The organism is Pseudomonas sp. RW409 (assembly GCF_003184125.1).
Taxonomy (GTDB): domain Bacteria; phylum Pseudomonadota; class Gammaproteobacteria; order Pseudomonadales; family Pseudomonadaceae; genus Aquipseudomonas; species Aquipseudomonas chlororaphis_I.
In genome coordinates this window covers 401897-418391 of record NZ_QHHP01000040.1, presented here as the reverse complement: position 1 = coordinate 418391, position 16495 = coordinate 401897, and the positions used below count along the sequence as shown (strand labels likewise).

At 63.6% G+C, this 16495-nt stretch carries 15 protein-coding genes and 1 riboswitch; of the genes, 10 read left to right on the top strand and 5 right to left on the bottom strand.

Annotated features, from left to right (window positions below):
- The first annotated feature begins 43 nt into the window (after positions 1-43).
- Positions 44-1732: an NAD-dependent DNA ligase LigB gene (gene ligB / locus DK261_RS20500; protein ID WP_110176234.1), complete on the top strand. Its 1689-nt coding sequence runs from the start codon at positions 44-46 to the stop codon at positions 1730-1732.
- Between the two features lie 97 nt (positions 1733-1829).
- Entirely contained in the window at positions 1830-2225 is a 396-nt protein-coding gene (locus tag DK261_RS20495) for a DUF1090 domain-containing protein (protein WP_110176233.1), read from the top strand.
- 52 nt (positions 2226-2277) lie between these two features.
- Here the strand turns inward: DK261_RS20495 and DK261_RS20490 are convergent, their stop codons facing one another.
- Positions 2278-2727, bottom strand: coding sequence for a cytochrome c (locus tag DK261_RS20490; RefSeq protein WP_009051276.1), 450 nt, complete (start codon positions 2725-2727; stop codon positions 2278-2280).
- Between the two features lie 128 nt (positions 2728-2855).
- Here DK261_RS20490 and DK261_RS20485 point away from each other — a divergent pair, with 128 nt between their 5' ends.
- The gene (locus tag DK261_RS20485) at positions 2856-4031 is read left to right on the top strand and encodes a murein transglycosylase A (RefSeq protein WP_016704239.1); all 1176 of its coding nucleotides are present in this window, start codon (positions 2856-2858) and stop codon (positions 4029-4031) included.
- Between the two features lie 159 nt (positions 4032-4190).
- On the opposite strand, the gene DK261_RS20480 is transcribed toward DK261_RS20485, so the two are convergent.
- The gene (locus DK261_RS20480; RefSeq protein WP_009051278.1) at positions 4191-4577 is read right to left on the bottom strand and encodes an MAPEG family protein; all 387 of its coding nucleotides are present in this window, start codon (positions 4575-4577) and stop codon (positions 4191-4193) included.
- 36 nt (positions 4578-4613) lie between these two features.
- Positions 4614-5447: an EamA family transporter gene (locus DK261_RS20475; protein ID WP_016704241.1), complete on the bottom strand. Its 834-nt coding sequence runs from the start codon at positions 5445-5447 to the stop codon at positions 4614-4616.
- A gap of 209 nt (positions 5448-5656) precedes the next feature.
- Between DK261_RS20475 and DK261_RS20470 the strand changes: the two genes are divergently transcribed.
- The gene (locus DK261_RS20470; RefSeq protein WP_053270111.1) at positions 5657-6826 is read left to right on the top strand and encodes an MFS transporter; all 1170 of its coding nucleotides are present in this window, start codon (positions 5657-5659) and stop codon (positions 6824-6826) included.
- Positions 6827-7002: 176 nt separating this feature from the next.
- The gene (locus DK261_RS20465; protein ID WP_110176232.1) at positions 7003-8262 is read left to right on the top strand and encodes a sodium:proton antiporter; all 1260 of its coding nucleotides are present in this window, start codon (positions 7003-7005) and stop codon (positions 8260-8262) included.
- Positions 8263-8399: 137 nt separating this feature from the next.
- Here the strand turns inward: DK261_RS20465 and DK261_RS20460 are convergent, their stop codons facing one another.
- Positions 8400-8804, bottom strand: coding sequence for an acyl-CoA thioesterase (locus tag DK261_RS20460; RefSeq protein WP_007932525.1), 405 nt, complete (start codon positions 8802-8804; stop codon positions 8400-8402).
- 193 nt (positions 8805-8997) lie between these two features.
- Positions 8998-9104, top strand: a riboswitch (S-adenosyl-L-homocysteine riboswitch).
- A gap of 22 nt (positions 9105-9126) precedes the next feature.
- On the opposite strand from DK261_RS20460, the gene ahcY reads away from it, so the two are divergent.
- The 5 genes from ahcY (at position 9127) to DK261_RS20435 (ending at position 15695) form a co-directional block, all read left to right on the top strand.
- Positions 9127-10536 (top strand): adenosylhomocysteinase, encoded by a 1410-nt coding sequence (gene ahcY, locus DK261_RS20455; RefSeq protein ID WP_009045993.1) that lies wholly within the window; start codon positions 9127-9129, stop codon positions 10534-10536.
- A gap of 189 nt (positions 10537-10725) precedes the next feature.
- On the top strand, positions 10726-11571 hold the full coding sequence (metF, locus tag DK261_RS20450; protein ID WP_009051282.1) for a methylenetetrahydrofolate reductase [NAD(P)H]: 846 nt from the start codon (positions 10726-10728) through the stop codon (positions 11569-11571).
- Between the two features lie 82 nt (positions 11572-11653).
- Positions 11654-12736: a hypothetical protein gene (locus DK261_RS20445; protein ID WP_110176231.1), complete on the top strand. Its 1083-nt coding sequence runs from the start codon at positions 11654-11656 to the stop codon at positions 12734-12736.
- 55 nt (positions 12737-12791) lie between these two features.
- The gene (locus DK261_RS20440) at positions 12792-13607 is read left to right on the top strand and encodes an ABC transporter substrate-binding protein (protein ID WP_110176230.1); all 816 of its coding nucleotides are present in this window, start codon (positions 12792-12794) and stop codon (positions 13605-13607) included.
- A 225-nt stretch (positions 13608-13832) separates the two neighbouring features.
- Positions 13833-15695: a DEAD/DEAH box helicase gene (locus DK261_RS20435; RefSeq protein WP_016704246.1), complete on the top strand. Its 1863-nt coding sequence runs from the start codon at positions 13833-13835 to the stop codon at positions 15693-15695.
- Between the two features lie 180 nt (positions 15696-15875).
- Here the strand turns inward: DK261_RS20435 and DK261_RS20430 are convergent, their stop codons facing one another.
- The gene (locus DK261_RS20430; RefSeq protein ID WP_009051286.1) at positions 15876-16472 is read right to left on the bottom strand and encodes a YceI family protein; all 597 of its coding nucleotides are present in this window, start codon (positions 16470-16472) and stop codon (positions 15876-15878) included.
- Between the last annotated feature and the right edge of the window lie 23 nt (positions 16473-16495).

Genomic DNA, 16495 nt, shown 5'->3' with positions numbered 1-16495 from the left:
CCTCTAGCCTGCAACCTGACTCCCCCGAGCAAGGATGCTCCCCATGCCCAACTACAGAGCGCTGCCCATGGCCGGCCTCCTTCTGAGCGCCATCGCCCTGCCGAGCGTCGCCAGCCCGTGCCCCGACTGGACACCCGCCCAGGCGCAAGCCGAAACGGCCACCCTGCAACAGCACATCAACCGTTGGGACGACAGCTACCACCGCGAAGGCCTGTCGCCGGTGACTGACGAACTCTACGACCAGTCCCGCGCCCGGCTCGAACATTGGCAAAACTGTTTCCCCACCGTCGTCGCGGAGCTCGCCAACCCGCTACGCACCGCACGCGGCACTGTCCCGCACCCCATTCCCCATACCGGCGTGGAGAAACTGGCCGATGAAAGCGCCGTACACCGGTGGTTCGCCGGGCGCGAGGAGGTCTGGGTACAGCCCAAGATCGACGGCGTGGCCGTGACCCTGATCTATCGCCAGGGACGCTTCCAGCAAGCCATCAGCCGTGGGGATGGCCTTCAGGGCCAGGACTGGACCAGGCCCGCGCAACTGATAAGCGCCATCCCCAAACACCTGCCCGAGCCTCGGGACCTGCTGCTACAGGGCGAGCTCTATTGGCGCCAGAACGATCACATACAGGCCAAGGCCGGCAGCCTGAATGCCCGCGGCCAGGTCGCCGGCCTATTGGCGCGCAACCAGCTGGATCCCCAGCAAGCCAGCCAGATCGGCCTGTTCGTCTGGGACTGGCCCCAAGGCCCGAGCACCCTGGCGCAGCGCCTGGACGGTCTCAAGGCCCTGGGTTTTCCCCACAGCAGCGAATACAGCCAGCGCGTCAGTACGTTCGCCGAGGTCCAGCGCTGGCGAGCGCACTGGTATCGCTCGGCCCTGCCCTTCGCCAGCGATGGCATCGTCCTGCGCCAGAGCCGGCGCCCGGAGGCGCAACGCTGGCAGGCCAAGGCGCCCTACTGGATCGCCGCGTGGAAGTACCCGTTCGCCCAGGCCCTGGCCAGGGTGCGCAAGGTCGACTTCAAGATCGGTCGCACCGGCCGGATCACCCCGATGCTCGAACTGGAGCCGGTCCAGCTCGACGACCGGCAGATCAGGCGGGTCAGCGTCGGATCGCTACCGCGCTGGCAAGAACTGGATATCCGCCCTGGCGATCAGGTATCGATCAGCCTCGCCGGCCTGACCATCCCGCGCCTGGACAGCGTGGTGCTGCGCGCGCCCCAGCGTGTTCCGCTGCAAGTCCCGGACGCCTCGGCCTTCCATGCGCTCAGCTGCTTGCAACCCCTGCCCGGCTGCAGGAGCCAGTTCCTCGCGCGTCTGACCTGGCTGAGCAGCAAATCCGGGCTGGACCTGCCCCATGTGGGCGCCGGCACCTGGGAGAAGCTGCTGGACGCAGGACTGATCAACGGGCTGCTCGATTGGTTGACCCTCGATCCTGCAGAGCTTGCTAACATTACCGGCTTTGGCGAACGCAGCATCGCGCGTTTGCTGAGCAGCCTGCACAGTGCCCGCCAGCAGCCGTTTCAGCGCTGGCTCAAAGCCCTTGGGCTGCCACCGACCGGCAACGCCAGGCTCGAGGATGACTGGGCGGTGTTGGCGGCCATAACCACCGAACAATGGCAGGCCCAAAGCGCTATAGGCCCGGGACGCGCCGCTCAGTTGAGCGCCTTTTTCCGCGATCCGCAGGTCCTGGCCTTGATTGAAGAATTACGTGCCGCCGGAATCGAAGGCTTCTGAAGCCTTTACAACCGGCGACGTTGAACCCCGGGGACGCAGATGGCTCAAACAGCCCATCGCCCCACTCCTGCTATTCATCTTTTCACATGGAGCCTTTATGAAATTTCTTGCACCGCTCACCCTCTTCGCCGCGTTCAGCCTGACAACCCCAGCCCTGATGGCCGCCGAGCAGGCCCCGGAACTCATCGGCTGCGCTGCCAAGCGCCAGGCCATCAGCACCCAGATCGAACAGGCCAAGGCCCATGGCAACAGCGAGCAACAGGCCGGCCTGGAAAAAGCCCTGAGCGAAGCCACCGCGAACTGCACCGACGCCTCGCTGAAAAAGGAACGCGAAAACAAGGTGCTGGAAGCCAAGCACGAGGTCAGCCGACGCCAGACCGACCTGGACAAGGCCATGAAAAAAGGCGACGCCGAGAAGATCAACAAGCGCAAGGACAAGCTGGCCGAATCCCGCAAGGAATTGCAGGAAGCCCTCGACGAACTGGACAAGTAAACTCGAGCCGCTGCGGCAGATGTGCCTGCCGCAGCCACCTCAGGCAACGGGATCAGTGATCGCGAAACTCTTTATGGCAGGCACTGCAGGCATCTTCGACTTTCTGCACCGCCGGCCCCAGGTTGCTGGCCTTGTACGGCTGGACCTTACTGGCGATCACCAATTCACCGGTGGCCGCCTCCAGGGCACGGGCCAGTTCCTGGAAACGTGCCTGCTTCTGCCAGACATCGTCAGTCGCGCTGGTGTGCTCCTGCTCCTTGACCTGCGGGAAGTGCTTCCAGGGTTCGCGGGACAGGTTGTCCAGCTTGATCGCGCCTTCGGTAAAACGCGGGCCGTCGAACGGGATACGCCCACGGAGCATGCCGCCCAGGTCCTCACCGGTCTTGAGCATCTGTTTGAAGATCGCCTTGCGCTGACCCAGCGGGGAGTTCGGATCGACACCGCCGCAGGCGGACAACGTCAGGCAGGCCAGCAATACAACAGAGAGTCTTTTAAGCGTCATGGTGGCTTCGGGTCACGGGAAACGGCCGCCAGTATCCTCGCCTGCCCGGCAAAGACCAATAGCCCTATTAACAATATGGATTGCCTGAAGTTGCCATGCGCCCAGGCAAGCCACAAAGGAATTACCCAATGAACACCCGTTTCAAACTGTGGCGTCGACACCTGGCCTGGGCCTTGCCGACCGCGATCCTGCTGGCCGGATGCAATGGCGGCGAAGTCGGCAAGCCACCCCAGCCCCACGCTATCGCCACCTATACCAGCGCCAGCTGGGAAGCCTTGCCCACTGTGTCCGACGACGACCTGCTGGCCGGCTTCGGTTCCTGGCGCAGCGCCTGCACCCGGCTGAAAGCCGACCCGGTGTGGGGCCCGACCTGCGCGACCGCGGCCAACGTGCCGCTCACCGCCCTCGATGTCCGCAGCTTCCTCAAGGAACACCTGGACGTCTACGGCCTGCGCTCAGCCAGCGGCAGCAGCAATGGCCTGATCACCGGCTACTACGAGCCGGTCTACCCGGGCAGCCTGACCCAGACCCAGGCCGCGTCAGTGCCGGTCTACGGCGTGCCGGAAGACATGATCATCGTCGCCCTCGACAGCATTTATCCCGAACTCAAGGGCAAGCGCCTGCGTGGCCGCCTCGAAGGCCGGGTGCTGAAACCCTACGACGATGCCGCGACCATCGAGACCAAGGGGGTCAAGGCGCCGGTGATCGCCTGGCTGACCGACCCGATGAACCTGCAATTCCTGCAGATCCAGGGCTCGGGCCGCATCCAGCTGGAAGACGGGCGCCAGTTGCGCATCGGTTATGCCGACCAGAACGGCCACCCCTACCGCCCCATCGGCCGCTGGCTGGTGGATCAGGGCGAGCTGAAGAAAGAGGACGTGACCATGGGCACCATCGCGGCCTGGGCCAAGGCCAACCCCAATCGCATCCCGGAACTGCTGGGCAGCAACCCCAGCTATGTGTTCTTCAACCGCAACCCGGACAGCAACGAAGGCCCGCGCGGCTCGCTGAACGTACCGCTGACGTCCGGCTACAGCGTGGCGGTGGACCGCAAGGTGATACCGCTGGGCAGCCTGTTATGGCTTTCCACCACCCGGCCCGATGGCAGCAGCCTGATCCGCCCGGTGGCGGCGCAGGACACCGGCGGCGCGATCGCCGGCGAGGTTCGCGCCGACCTGTTCTGGGGCACCGGCGACGCGGCCGGGCAACTGGCGGGGGACATGAAACAGCAGGGCCAGATCTGGATGCTCTGGCCCAAGGGCGCCACGCTGCCGAAAGTGCCTCAAGTCACCGACAGCAAATGACCCCGTAGCCCCGTAGCCGCTGCCGAGCCCGCGAGGCTGCGATCGACTGCGTAGCAGGCGCAAAACCTGAGAGTGCGTTGGGCCAGGATAACCGCGAGCCCCCCATTGCGGCCGCTGCGCGCCCGGTCGCAGCCTCGCAAGCTCGGCAGCGGCTACAGGTCAAATGGAGACGAAAAAGAAGCTGGCAATCAGCGCGATACCGACGAGCCACACCAGCGACCGCAGGGTCGCCCAGTCCGCCAGGTAGCAGATGATGTACAGCAGGCGGCTGGTGATGAACAGCACCGCCAGCACATCGATGGTCACCAGTTCGGCGACGTTGGCGATGTGGGCAATGATCACCCCCGCCGCGAAGGCCGGGGTCACTTCAAAACTGTTGAGCTGCGCCGCATGCGCCCGCCGGGCGAACCCCTCGAGGGTCTCGAGATAGGCCCGTGGGTCATGGTTCTGCCGCAGGCCAAAGTTGCCCCCGCTGAACTTGGCGATGCTGTTGCACAGGTAAGGCAGGAAGATGGCGATCAATACACACCAGAAAGCGACGGTCATGGCAGAGTCCTTTTTAAAGTCATGAGGGGAGCGGGGTCAGAACTTCATCACCAGCATGCCGATCAGCACCAGCCCACAAGCTAAGAGCCGAGGTCGGCCGAAAGGTTCTTTCAGGTAACGCATGCCGAACAGCACCACCAGGATCACGCTGACTTCCCGCAGCGCCGCCGCCTCGGCGATCGATCCCAGCTGCATGGCCCACAGCACCAGAGCGTAGCTGAACAATACGCAGAACCCGACGCTCAACCCCAGTTGCCATTGCTCGCGCCAGAACAGAGTGAAGGCCGCACGCTTGCGCAGCAACGCCAGCAACGGGAAGGGCCAGGCGCTGAGCAGCGTCACCCACACCAGGTAATCCAGCGGATGGGACCAACGGCGCAATGCCTGGCCGTCGATAAAGGTGTAGCAGCCGATGCACAGGCCGATCAGCGCCACCACCGGCAACATCGACCACGGCAGGCGGTCGCCGCCACCGCCCTGCCACAGCAGGCACAGCATGCCGAAAGGGATCAACAGGATGCCGAGGATCTGCTGGGGGCTGAGCACCTCGCCGGCGAAGATCAGGGTCAGGGCCAGCACCACCAGGGGCGAAAGGCCGCGCATCAGTGGATAGACCAGGCCCAGGTCGCCGACCCGATAGGCCTGGATCAGCAGGTAGCGGTAGAGCAATTCGAAAACCGCCGAGGCCAGGATCCATGGCCAGATCTCCAGCGGCGGCCATGCGACGAATCCCAGCATCAACGCCACGAACAGCAAGGCGACACTGTCCATGCAGGCCACCACCAACAAGCGCTCGCCGCTGAACTTGATCAGGGTATTCCATGCCGCATGCAGCAGCGCCGCCACCAGAACCAGAGTTGTCGCCAACACCTCACACTCCCTGTTTGCGATAAGAGAATCGATTCACCTAGGCGCTACGGCTGTCTATACTGACGCCGACCACGCCGCACTCAGTTGCGCATATCTATTCCAATAATTCCTGCTGCTGCCCGATCCGCCGGACCCGCTCCGATGGAGGAGCAAAGCCGGCATGCGTATGCCTGATCAGGGCGTCAAGACTACAGACAGAGAATCCTCGCATGCCACTCGCCTTGCTCGCACTGGCTGTTGCCGCCTTCGGCATCGGCACCACTGAATTCGTCATCATGGGCCTGCTGCCCGATGTCGCCCGCGACCTGTCCGTCAGCATTCCCCATGCGGGCCTGCTGATTACCGGCTACGCCCTGGGCGTGGTGTTCGGCGCGCCGATCCTCGCCGTCGGCACCGCCAACATGCCGCGCAAGGCTACGTTGCTGGGCATGACCCTGATGTTCATCCTCGGCAACGTGCTCTGCGCGCTGGCGCCGAACTACGCCACGCTGATGGCCGCACGGGTGATCACCGCGCTGTGCCACGGCGCGTTTTTCGGCATCGGCTCGGTGGTCGCCGCCAGCCTGGTGGCGCCGAACAAACGCGCCCAGGCGATCGCCATGATGTTCACCGGCCTGACCCTGGCCAATGTGCTTGGCGTGCCGCTGGGTACGGCGTTGGGGCAGTACGCCGGCTGGCGCTCGACCTTCTGGGCGGTGTCGGTGATCGGGGTGATCGCCGCCATTGCCCAGTGGCTCTGGCTGCCCCGGCACATCGCCATGGACAAGGCCAACCTGGCCAGCGAATTCAAGGTCCTGGGCAAGACCAACGTGCTGCTGGCCCTGGGCATGAGCGTGCTGGCGTCCACCAGCCTGTTCAGCGTCTTCACCTATATCGCGCCGATCCTGCAGGACGTCACCGGCGTCAGCCCCCATGGCGTGACCATCATGTTGCTGCTGTTCGGTGTCGGCCTGACGGCCGGCAGCATGCTCGGCGGACGCCTGGCCGACAGCCGCCTGTTGCCGTCGCTGGTGGCCATGGCGCTGGCCGTGGTGCTGGTACTGGCCGCGTTCAGCCAGACCAGCCATCTGCTGATCCCGGCGGCGATCACTTTGCTGCTGTGGGGGATTTTCGCCTTCGCCCTGTGCCCGATCCTGCAACTGCTGATCATCGACCAGGCCCATGAGGCCCCCAACCTGGGCTCGACCCTGAACCAGAGCGCCTTCAACCTGGGCAACGCCGCCGGCGCCTGGATCGGTGGCCTGGTGGTCGCCAGCGGCGCCGACCTGGCCGACCTGCCGTGGACCGGCGCGCTGGTCGGCGGGCTGACGGTGCTGACCGCGCTGCTGTTCATTCACCTGCAACGTCGCCAGGCGGCCGCGGTCAATGTATCCGGCTGAGGCCGCCGAGCGCGCGACTGACCGACAATCGCCTCTAGAACCACACACCGACCGGCTCACCGCCAGAAGAATCTGAACTTTCCTTGTCGGTGTGCCCCGGGCCGCCAGCGGCCCATCCAACCCTTGCCCGATGGTTTTCGGGCTTTCTTTTCACCTTTCTATCCAAGGGACTCCGGATGCTTGAACTCGTTGCCGCCTTCATCTGCCTGACCACCCTGCTCACCTACGTCAACTTCCGCTTCATCGGCCTGCCGCCGACCATCGGGGTGATGGTCACCGCACTGCTGTTTTCCCTGCTGCTGCAAGGCTTGAGCTTCCTCGGCTATCCCGGCCTGGAAGAGCACGTGCAACAGCTGATCGGCCAGATCGACTTCGGCGACCTGCTGATGAACTGGATGCTGTCGTTCCTGCTGTTCGCCGGCGCCTTGCACGTCAACCTCAACGACCTGCGCAGCTACCGCTGGCCCATCGGCCTGTTGGCCACGGTCGGCGTGCTGATCGCCACGTTCGTCATCGGCAGCCTGGCCTACTGGATCTTCGGCCTGTTCGGCTGGCACGTGAGCTTCCTCTATTGCCTGCTGTTCGGCGCCCTGATCTCGCCGACCGACCCGATCGCGGTGCTCGGCGTGCTGCGTACCGCCAACGCGTCCAAGCCACTGAAAACCACCATCGTCGGCGAGTCGCTGTTCAACGACGGCACCGCGGTGGTGGTGTTCACCGTATTGCTGGGTATCGCCCAGCTCGGCGAAACCCCGACCATCGGCGCTACCGCCCTGCTGTTTGCCCATGAGGCCATCGGCGGCGTGGTATTCGGCGGGCTGATCGGCTACCTGGTGTACCTGATGATCAAGAGCATCGAGCAGCACCAGATCGAGGTGATGCTGACCCTGGCCCTGGTGGTCGGCGGCTCGGCGATGGCCAGCGAACTGCACGTCTCGGCGCCGATCGCGATGGTGGTGGCAGGTCTGATCATCGGCAACCTGGGGCGCAACCTGGCGATGAACGACATGACCCGGCGCTACCTGGACGGTTTCTGGGAACTGCTCGACGACATGCTCAACGCCCTGCTGTTCGCCCTGATCGGCATGGAACTGTTGCTGCTGCCGTTCAACTGGCTGCACTTGCTGGCCGCGAGCCTGCTGGCGGTGGCGATCGTGCTGTCGCGCCTGCTCACCGTGGCCCCGGCCATCGTCCTGCTACGCCGCTGGCGCAGCGTGCCACGCGGCACCATCCGGGTACTGACCTGGGGCGGCCTGCGCGGCGGGGTTTCGGTGGCGCTGGCCCTGGCCCTGCCATTGGGCCCGGAGCGCGACCTGGTACTGAGCATCACCTACATCGTGGTGCTGTCGTCGATCCTCCTGCAGGGCCTGACCATCGGCAAACTGGTGCGCCATGTCACCAAGGATGCTCCGGCCGCCGCCCAGGACACTCACTGACAACCTGCCCCTGTAGGAGCGAGCTTGCTCGCGATCGGCCCGTCCAGACACCGCACTGCTTCAAGCAGATCGCGTCGCCTGGCAGCCCTGATCGCGAGCAATCAAGCGTCGACCGGCTGCTCCTACAAGAAGACGGCTCAGGCGATCGGCTCGTCGTCCTTGAACTGGTCTTTCACGTATCTGATCTCGGTACGACCGTGAGGGGCCGGCAGGCCGTCCTCGCCCAGGTTGACGAAGACCATCTTCTCGACGGTGAGGATGCTTTTGCGGGTGATCTTGTTGCGCACTTCACAGGTCAGGGTGATCGAGGTGCGGCCGAATTCGGTGGCGGTGATGCCCAGTTCGATGATGTCGCCCTGGCGCGAGGCGCTGACAAAGTTGATTTCGGAAATGTACTTGGTGACCACGCGCTGGTTGCCCAGCTGGACGATGGCGTAGATCGCCGCTTCTTCGTCGATCCAGCGCAACAGGCTGCCGCCGAACAGCGTGCCGTTGGGGTTGAGGTCTTCGGGTTTTACCCATTTGCGGGTGTGGAAATTCATGGGAGGGGCTCCGGGGTATTTAAGCGATTGCGGTGGATGTGCCCCCCAGCTTCAAGTTTCAAGCTTCAAGCTGCAAGTAAAAAGCGGCCTGCTCTTACTCGCAGCTTGAAGCTTGCACCTTGCCGCTTAAAGAAAGCTATAATCGCCTCCGTTTCAAAACGGTAACGATCACCTGATACCGTTTTCCCGCCACCTGTCCGAGGGGCGCTGCAGCAGGCTAGACCTGTCAGGCTCGGATGGGGCGTTGTCTGGCCGTGATGGTTCGGTCAGTCACTAAACGCACAACGGCGCCCATTCGCATACTTACGAATGGAGGCTCTTCATGAGCGCTGTCATCACGCCTGCAGATTTTACCGACTACAAAGTCGCCGACATGTCCCTGGCCGCCTGGGGCCGTCGTGAAACCATCATCGCCGAATCGGAAATGCCGGCCCTGATGGGTCTGCGCCGCAAATACGCCGCTGAACAACCGCTCAAGGGCGCGAAGATTCTCGGCTGCATCCACATGACCATCCAGACTGCCGTGCTGATCGAAACCCTGGTTGCCCTGGGTGCCGAAGTACGCTGGTCGTCCTGCAACATCTTCTCGACCCAGGACCAGGCCGCTGCCTCCATCGCCGCCGCCGGCATCCCGGTATTCGCCTGGAAAGGCGAGACCGAGCAAGAGTACGAGTGGTGCCTGGAGCAGACCATCCTCAAGGATGGCAAGCCATGGGACGCCAACATGATCCTCGACGACGGCGGCGACCTGACCGAGCTGCTGCACAAGAAGTACCCGCAGGTGCTGGATCGCGTCCACGGCGTGACCGAAGAAACCACCACCGGCGTGCACCGCCTGCTGGACATGCTGGCCAAGGGCGAGCTGAAGATCCCGGCCATCAACGTCAACGACTCGGTGACCAAGAGCAAGAACGACAACAAGTACGGCTGCCGTCACAGCCTGAACGATGCGATCAAGCGCGGTACCGACCACCTGCTGTCCGGCAAGCAAGCGCTGGTCATCGGCTACGGTGACGTGGGCAAGGGTTCGGCCCAGTCCCTGCGTCAGGAAGGCATGATCGTCAAGGTTTCCGAAGTTGACCCGATCTGCGCCATGCAGGCCTGCATGGACGGTTTCGAACTGGTTTCGCCGTTCATCGACGGGATCAACACCGGCACCGAAGCGAGCATCGACAAGGCCCTGCTGGGCAAGATCGACCTGATCGTGACCACCACCGGTAACGTCAATGTTTGCGACGCAAACATGCTCAAGGCCCTGAAAAAGCGCGCCGTGGTCTGCAACATCGGTCACTTCGACAACGAAATCGACACCGCTTTCATGCGCAAGAACTGGGCATGGGAAGAAGTGAAGCCACAGGTGCACAAGGTTCACCGTACCGGCCCAGGCGCTTTCGACGCCCAGAACGACGACTACCTGATCCTGCTGGCCGAAGGCCGCCTGGTGAACCTGGGCAACGCCACCGGTCACCCAAGCCGCATCATGGACGGTTCGTTCGCCAACCAGGTTCTGGCGCAGATCTTCCTGTTCGGCCAGAAGTACGCCGACCTGTCGCCAGCCCAGAAAGCCGAGCGCCTGACCGTTGAAGTACTGCCGAAGAAACTCGACGAAGAAGTGGCCCTGGAAATGGTTCGCGGCTTCGGTGGTGTGGTCACCCAACTGACCAAGCAACAGGCTGACTACATCGGCGTGACCGTCGAAGGCCCGTTCAAGCCGCACGCTTACCGGTACTAAGAGCAGTTGCAAGCCTTGAGTTTCAAGCGGCAAGCAAGGGCCACAAGCCCTGCTTGCCGCTCGAAGCTTTCGGCTTCGTCCCTATTTGCTTAAACAGTTTCAAGCAGCCCGTTCCAGGCCCAAGAGTCGAGCGCACCTCCGCTACTCTTGCAGTTTGTGGCTTGCAGCTTGTAGCTGGAGGTTTCCTCCATGTCCCAAGACCGTCGCTACAGCTTCGAGTTCTTCCCGACCAAGACCGATGCTGGGCATGAAAAACTGCTCGCCACTGCCCGCCAGCTGGCCAGCTACAACCCCGACTTCTTCTCCTGCACCTACGGTGCCGGTGGCTCGACCCGCGACCGCACGATGAACACCGTGCTGCAGCTCGAAAGCGAGGTGAAGATCCCGGCCGCGCCGCACCTGTCCTGCGTGGGTGACAGCAAGGCCGACCTGCGTGGCCTGCTGACCCAGTACAAGGCTGCCGGCATCAACCGTATCGTCGCCCTGCGCGGCGACCTGCCTTCGGGCATGGGCATGGCCAGCGGCGAGCTGCGTCACGCCAACGACCTGGTGAGTTTCATTCGTGAAGAGACCGGTGATCACTTCCACATCGAAGTGGCGGCGTATCCGGAAATGCACCCGCAGGCGCGCAATTTCGAAGACGACCTCAACAACTTCGTACGCAAGGCCAACGCCGGCGCCAACAGTGCGATCACCCAGTACTTCTTCAACGCCGACAGTTATTTCTACTTCGTCGAACGCGTGCAACAAATGGGTGTGAACATCCCGATCGTGCCCGGCATCATGCCGATCACCAACTACAGCAAGCTGGCGCGTTTCTCCGACGCCTGCGGCGCGGAAATCCCGCGCTGGATCCGCAAGCAGCTGGAAGCCTACGGCGACGACAGCCAAAGCATTCAGACGTTCGGCGAACAGGTCATCACCGAAATGTGTGAACGTTTGTTGCAAGGCGGGGCCCCAGGGCTGCATTTCTATACCCTGAACCAAGCCGAGCCAAGCCTGGCCGTCTGGAACAACCTGAAGCTGCCGCGTTAACCGCCCGGCAACATCAGAAAAGGCCTTGGCGAAATCCAGGGCCTTTTTTTTAACCCCCAATACATCCGAAGGATCGCCGTAGATGTCCACAGGCAGCACCGCAGCACGCCCACAATTGATCTATCTGGTTTACGGCGCCGCGACCTATCACCAGGAAGCCGCGTTCAGCATTGCCAGCGCCCTTGCCGGGCTGCGCGAAACGCCGGGCGAAGCCCTCGACATCCAGGTCTTCACCGACAATGCCGCGCCTTACCGCGACCTGCCTGTGCGCGTGCGCCCCTTGGACGAAAACACCCGCCAGGCCTGGATCGCCCCACACGGCTACCACTTTCGCGCCAAGCACGTGGTGATGCAGCAGGTGCTGCAAGAGTCCGAACTGGCGCTGCTGATCGACACCGATACCTTTTTTCACTGCTCGCCGCTGGAGCTGTTTCGCCGCATCCAGCCCGGCACCCTGCTGTGTAACGCCTTCGGCATGTGCTACGGCGCCAACAAGGAGTCCGGCCTCTACCAGTCCCTGGCCGGCTTGCTGCAGGAACGCAAACTCGCCGACGACCAGATGCCGCTGCTGAACTCCGGCGTGATCGGCCTGCACCGCGCCGACGCCGATGTGCTGGAGCGCTCCATCGCCCTGATGGACGAGCTGTACCCGCTGGCCAACGGCGCCTACACCCTCGAAGAGTTCTGCCTGTCGGTGGCGGCCTATCGCACCAAGCAGGTTCGCGAATGCCCCGACCTGATCCACCACTACTGGAGCCGCAAGCAGCTGTTTCGCGCCAAGATCAAGGCCTGGCTGGACAAGCACGGCGCAGCACCCACCAGCAGCGTCGCCCTGGACGAAACCCGCCTGGTCACCGCGACCCTGCCACGCCCACCGACGTTGCAACGCCTGGCCTACAAGATCGTGACCCTGGCCCTGCCCGGGCACCAGCGGCAGTTCATGCGCGAAATCCTCTACGGCTGCTACCGCCACACCAACGAATTCGACCAGGCCTGCGCCCCGGTCTGGTGGGAGAAAGCCCGGGAAAACGCCGAAGGCCGCCTGAAAAAGCCGCTCAACAGCCATCAACTCGAGCGCTGGTTCAACCACCCGGTGATTCGCCTGGTACTGGGCCAGCGACGCAAGGCCATCTACCTGCATCTGATCGAGACAAAGGCTGACTGAGGCTTGAGCTAGACAGCCTCTGGTATTGGGCGACCTCTCGTCGTAATCTCCAGCGATGCCCCTCATCGCCCAGCTGCTGACAGCCTTTATCTGCGCTTGCCTGAGCCTCACCGCCCATGGCGAGAAGCTGCGCATTGTCACCGAGCCCTGGGCCCCTTATGTCTATGAGGAACAGGGCAAGGCCCAGGGGCTGGATTACGAAACCACGGCCATCGTCTTCCAGCGCCTGGGGATCGAAGTCGAATGGCAGTTCCTGCCCTGGAAACGTTGCCTGGCCATGCTCGAACAGGGCCAGGCCGACGGTGCCCTGGACATCTTTCACAGCAACGAACGCGAAAGCAGCCTGCTCTACCCCAGCGAGCCGCTGTCGGACGTCGAGTTCGTGATGTTCTATGCCAACGCCCGGCCCTTTCCGTTCCGCACCCTGGAAGACTTGCGCGGCCTGACCGTGGGCACCTCTCCCGGCTATCTGTACAGCCAGGACTTCAGGGAGTCCACGCTGTTCAAGCACGAGCCGGCGCCGACCCACGAAGCCAATTTCGGCAAGCTGCTGCGCGGCCGCATCGACCTGCTGATCACCGATCGGCGGGTCGGCCAGCATCTGCTCGACCAACTGGATATTCGCCAGCAGATCACCGAGAACCCGGTGGTCATCAGCCGCCAGAGCCAGTTTCTGGCGGTACGGCGCAATGCCGGCATGGACTTGCTGGTGCAGCGTTTCGGCGCCGAACTCAAGCGTTTCAAGCGCGAGCCGGCCTACGCCGAACTGAGCGCCCGCTACGGCGCGGCACCGGCGATTGCCGACTCAAGCGCAATGCCGCCCGGCGCCCCGCTGAAAACCATTGAGCAGCAGGAACGCAGCGCACGCTGATTGCTCTGTTATACTCCGGCCTTCCCGCCAGGCTCACGCCCGGACGCTCGATCCTGTTCAAGGCATCTCGATACCGCTACAGCGCAGCCACAAGGCCCGCGCGAGCCCTCGCCGATGAGCCTTCAGGAGCCAGCAGGACCGGACGGGATTGCGTCCTCTTAAACGCCATTCGCGCCAGGCAAGACTATCCCTCTGGGCCAAGCCCTCACTAAAACAGGATTACTCATGTCCTTTGCTTCCCTCGGTCTCTCCGAGGCTTTAGTCGGCGCCATCGAAGCCGCCGGCTACACCCAGCCTACTCCGGTGCAACAGCGGGCCATTCCCGCCGTGTTGCAAGGTCGCGACCTGATGGTCGCGGCACAGACAGGTACTGGTAAAACCGGCGGTTTCGCCCTTCCGATCCTGGAACGGTTGTTTCCCAACGGTCACCCGGACAAATCCCAGCGTCACGGCCCGCGCCAACCGCGCGTCCTGGTCCTGACCCCAACCCGCGAACTGGCCGCGCAAGTGCACGAGAGCTTCAAGGTCTATGCCCGCGACCTGAAGTTCGTCAGTGCCTGCATCTTCGGTGGCGTCGGCATGAACCCACAGGTTCAGGCCATGGCCCGCGGCGTCGACGTGCTGGTGGCCTGCCCCGGCCGCCTGCTCGACCTGGCCGGCCAAGGCAGCGTCGACTTGTCCCACGTGGAAATCCTCGTGCTCGACGAAGCCGACCGCATGCTCGACATGGGCTTCGTCCATGACGTGAAGAAAGTCCTCGCACGCCTGCCCGCCAAGCGCCAGAACCTGCTGTTCTCCGCGACCTTCTCCAAGGACATCACGGACCTGGCCGGCAAGCTGCTGCACAACCCCGAGCGCATCGAAGTCACGCCGCCGAACACCACGGTCGAGCGTATCGAGCAACGGGTGTTCCGCCTGGCCGCCAGCCACAAGCGTGCCTTGCTGGCCCACCTGATCACCGCCGGCGCCTGGGAACAGGTACTGGTCTTCACCCGTACCAAGCACGGCGCCAACCGCCTGGCCGAGTACCTGGACAAGCACGGCCTGACCGCTGTCGCCATCCACGGCAACAAGAGCCAGAACGCCCGTACCAAGGCCCTGGCCGACTTCAAGGCCGGTGAAGTGCGGATCCTGGTCGCCACCGACATCGCCGCCCGCGGCCTGGACATCGACCAGCTGCCACACGTGGTCAACTTCGAACTGCCGAACGTCGACGAAGACTACGTGCACCGCATTGGCCGTACCGGTCGTGCCGGTCGTTCGGGCGAAGCGATCTCGCTGGTCGCGCCGGACGAAGAGAAGCTGCTCAAGAGCATCGAGCGCATGACCAAGCAGAAGATCCCCGACGGCGATCTGATGGGCTTCGATGCCAGCGCCGTGGAAGCCGAGAAACCGGAAGTGCGCGAGCGTCCGGACGTGCGTAACCCGCGCAATTCCCGTGGCCCGCGTGGCGACGGTCCGAACGGCGGCGGTGGTGGTGGCGGCGGCCGCAAAGACAAAGGCAAGGACAAGGGCAAGGAAAAACCGGCCGCTCGCGGCGACCGTCCAGCCCGTGAGCAGAAGCCTCGCGAAGGCACCCCGGCCCGCGAACAGCGCCAGCCGACGCCACGCGCCGACCGCGCCCCGGATGAGTTCCTGGACGACGACGTGGACAACTTCGGCAACCGCGCCGACTACGTCAGCCCGTACCAGAACAAGAACAACCAGAGCCGCGGCCGCCGTCCAGGCGCGCCAGGCCAGGGCGCAGCAGCCAACAGCAATGCGCCGCGCAGTGGCGGCCAGGGTCGCTCCGGCGGTCCGCGCAACAGCAATGGCGCCAGCACCGGCACCCCACCTGCCAAGCGCAACGGCCCACGCAGCGGTGCTCCACGTGACGGCCAGGCCCGTCGCGAAGAGTCGCGCAATCGTCGTCCGGCCCGTGACGACCAGGCGCGTCAGGAACCGGCGGTACAGAACCCGCGTGGCAACCAGCCGAAGATCATGCACAAGGAATCGAAAGCCGACCGTTTCCCGACACCCGAGCAGCTCGATCAACTGCCAAGCCGTCCACGTGGCGAGAAACCAGCCTTGCTGACCCGCAATCGCTGAGTTACCCGCGGCAATAAAAAACGCCCCTGATCTTGCGATCAGGGGCGTTTTTTTTATGGCCTCTGTAGCCGCTGCCGAGGCTGCGATCGACCGGGAACCGGTCGCCGGCCTCAAGGGCCATGAAGGTCCTGAGGACCTTGTCGCAGCCTCGCGGGCTCGGCAGCGGCTACAGACGAAGCATTACTTCGCTTTCACACCTTCGAAGGTGATGTACAGGTCGACATTGTTGGAGGCCGGGCCCAGGTCCATCATCTTGCCGAAATCCTGGCGATTGATGCTGGTGGTGCCTTCGAAGCCGGCACGGTAGCCGCCCCATGGGTCCTTGCCTTCACCCAGGAAGGTCGCCTTGACCACGACCGGCTTGGTCACACCGTGCAGGGTCAGGTCGCCGGTCACGTCGGCAGTCTGCTTGCCATCGGCGTTCTTGCCGGTTGGCTTGACGCTGGTGGAGACGAACTTGGCGTCAGCGAACTTGCCCACGTCCAGGAAGTCTTTGCTGGCGATGTGCTTGTCGCGCTCGGCGTGGTTGGTGAACACGCTGGCGGTGCGCACATTGACTTCGATCTTGGCGTCTTCAGGCTTGGCCGCGTCGAAGCTGAACTTGCCGTCCAGGTCCTTGAAGGTACCGGTGATGAAGCTGTAGCCCAGGTGGCTGATCTTGAAGTCGACGAAGGCGTGCTGGCCTTCCTTGTCGATCACGTAATCAGCGGCCATCGCCTGACCGGCAGACAACAGAGCAGAACCGATTGCCAGAGCGGCGAGAGTCTTTTTCAACATGCTTTCTATTCCTTTTGAGTCGA

Bases quoted from the DNA above. Each gene is read 5' to 3' on its own strand.
- ligB (WP_110176234.1), top strand. From the start codon at position 44: ATGCCCAACTACAGAGCGCTGCCCATGGCCGGCCTCCTTCTGAGCGCC.
- DK261_RS20495 (WP_110176233.1), top strand. From the start codon at position 1,830: ATGAAATTTCTTGCACCGCTCACCCTCTTCGCCGCGTTCAGCCTGACA.
- DK261_RS20490 (WP_009051276.1), bottom strand. From the start codon at position 2,727: ATGACGCTTAAAAGACTCTCTGTTGTATTGCTGGCCTGCCTGACGTTG.
- DK261_RS20485 (WP_016704239.1), top strand. From the start codon at position 2,856: ATGAACACCCGTTTCAAACTGTGGCGTCGACACCTGGCCTGGGCCTTG.
- DK261_RS20480 (WP_009051278.1), bottom strand. From the start codon at position 4,577: ATGACCGTCGCTTTCTGGTGTGTATTGATCGCCATCTTCCTGCCTTAC.
- DK261_RS20470 (WP_053270111.1), top strand. From the start codon at position 5,657: ATGCCACTCGCCTTGCTCGCACTGGCTGTTGCCGCCTTCGGCATCGGC.
- DK261_RS20465 (WP_110176232.1), top strand. From the start codon at position 7,003: ATGCTTGAACTCGTTGCCGCCTTCATCTGCCTGACCACCCTGCTCACC.
- DK261_RS20460 (WP_007932525.1), bottom strand. From the start codon at position 8,804: ATGAATTTCCACACCCGCAAATGGGTAAAACCCGAAGACCTCAACCCC.
- ahcY (WP_009045993.1), top strand. From the start codon at position 9,127: ATGAGCGCTGTCATCACGCCTGCAGATTTTACCGACTACAAAGTCGCC.
- metF (WP_009051282.1), top strand. From the start codon at position 10,726: ATGTCCCAAGACCGTCGCTACAGCTTCGAGTTCTTCCCGACCAAGACC.
- DK261_RS20445 (WP_110176231.1), top strand. From the start codon at position 11,654: ATGTCCACAGGCAGCACCGCAGCACGCCCACAATTGATCTATCTGGTT.
- DK261_RS20440 (WP_110176230.1), top strand. From the start codon at position 12,792: ATGCCCCTCATCGCCCAGCTGCTGACAGCCTTTATCTGCGCTTGCCTG.
- DK261_RS20435 (WP_016704246.1), top strand. From the start codon at position 13,833: ATGTCCTTTGCTTCCCTCGGTCTCTCCGAGGCTTTAGTCGGCGCCATC.
- DK261_RS20430 (WP_009051286.1), bottom strand. From the start codon at position 16,472: ATGTTGAAAAAGACTCTCGCCGCTCTGGCAATCGGTTCTGCTCTGTTG.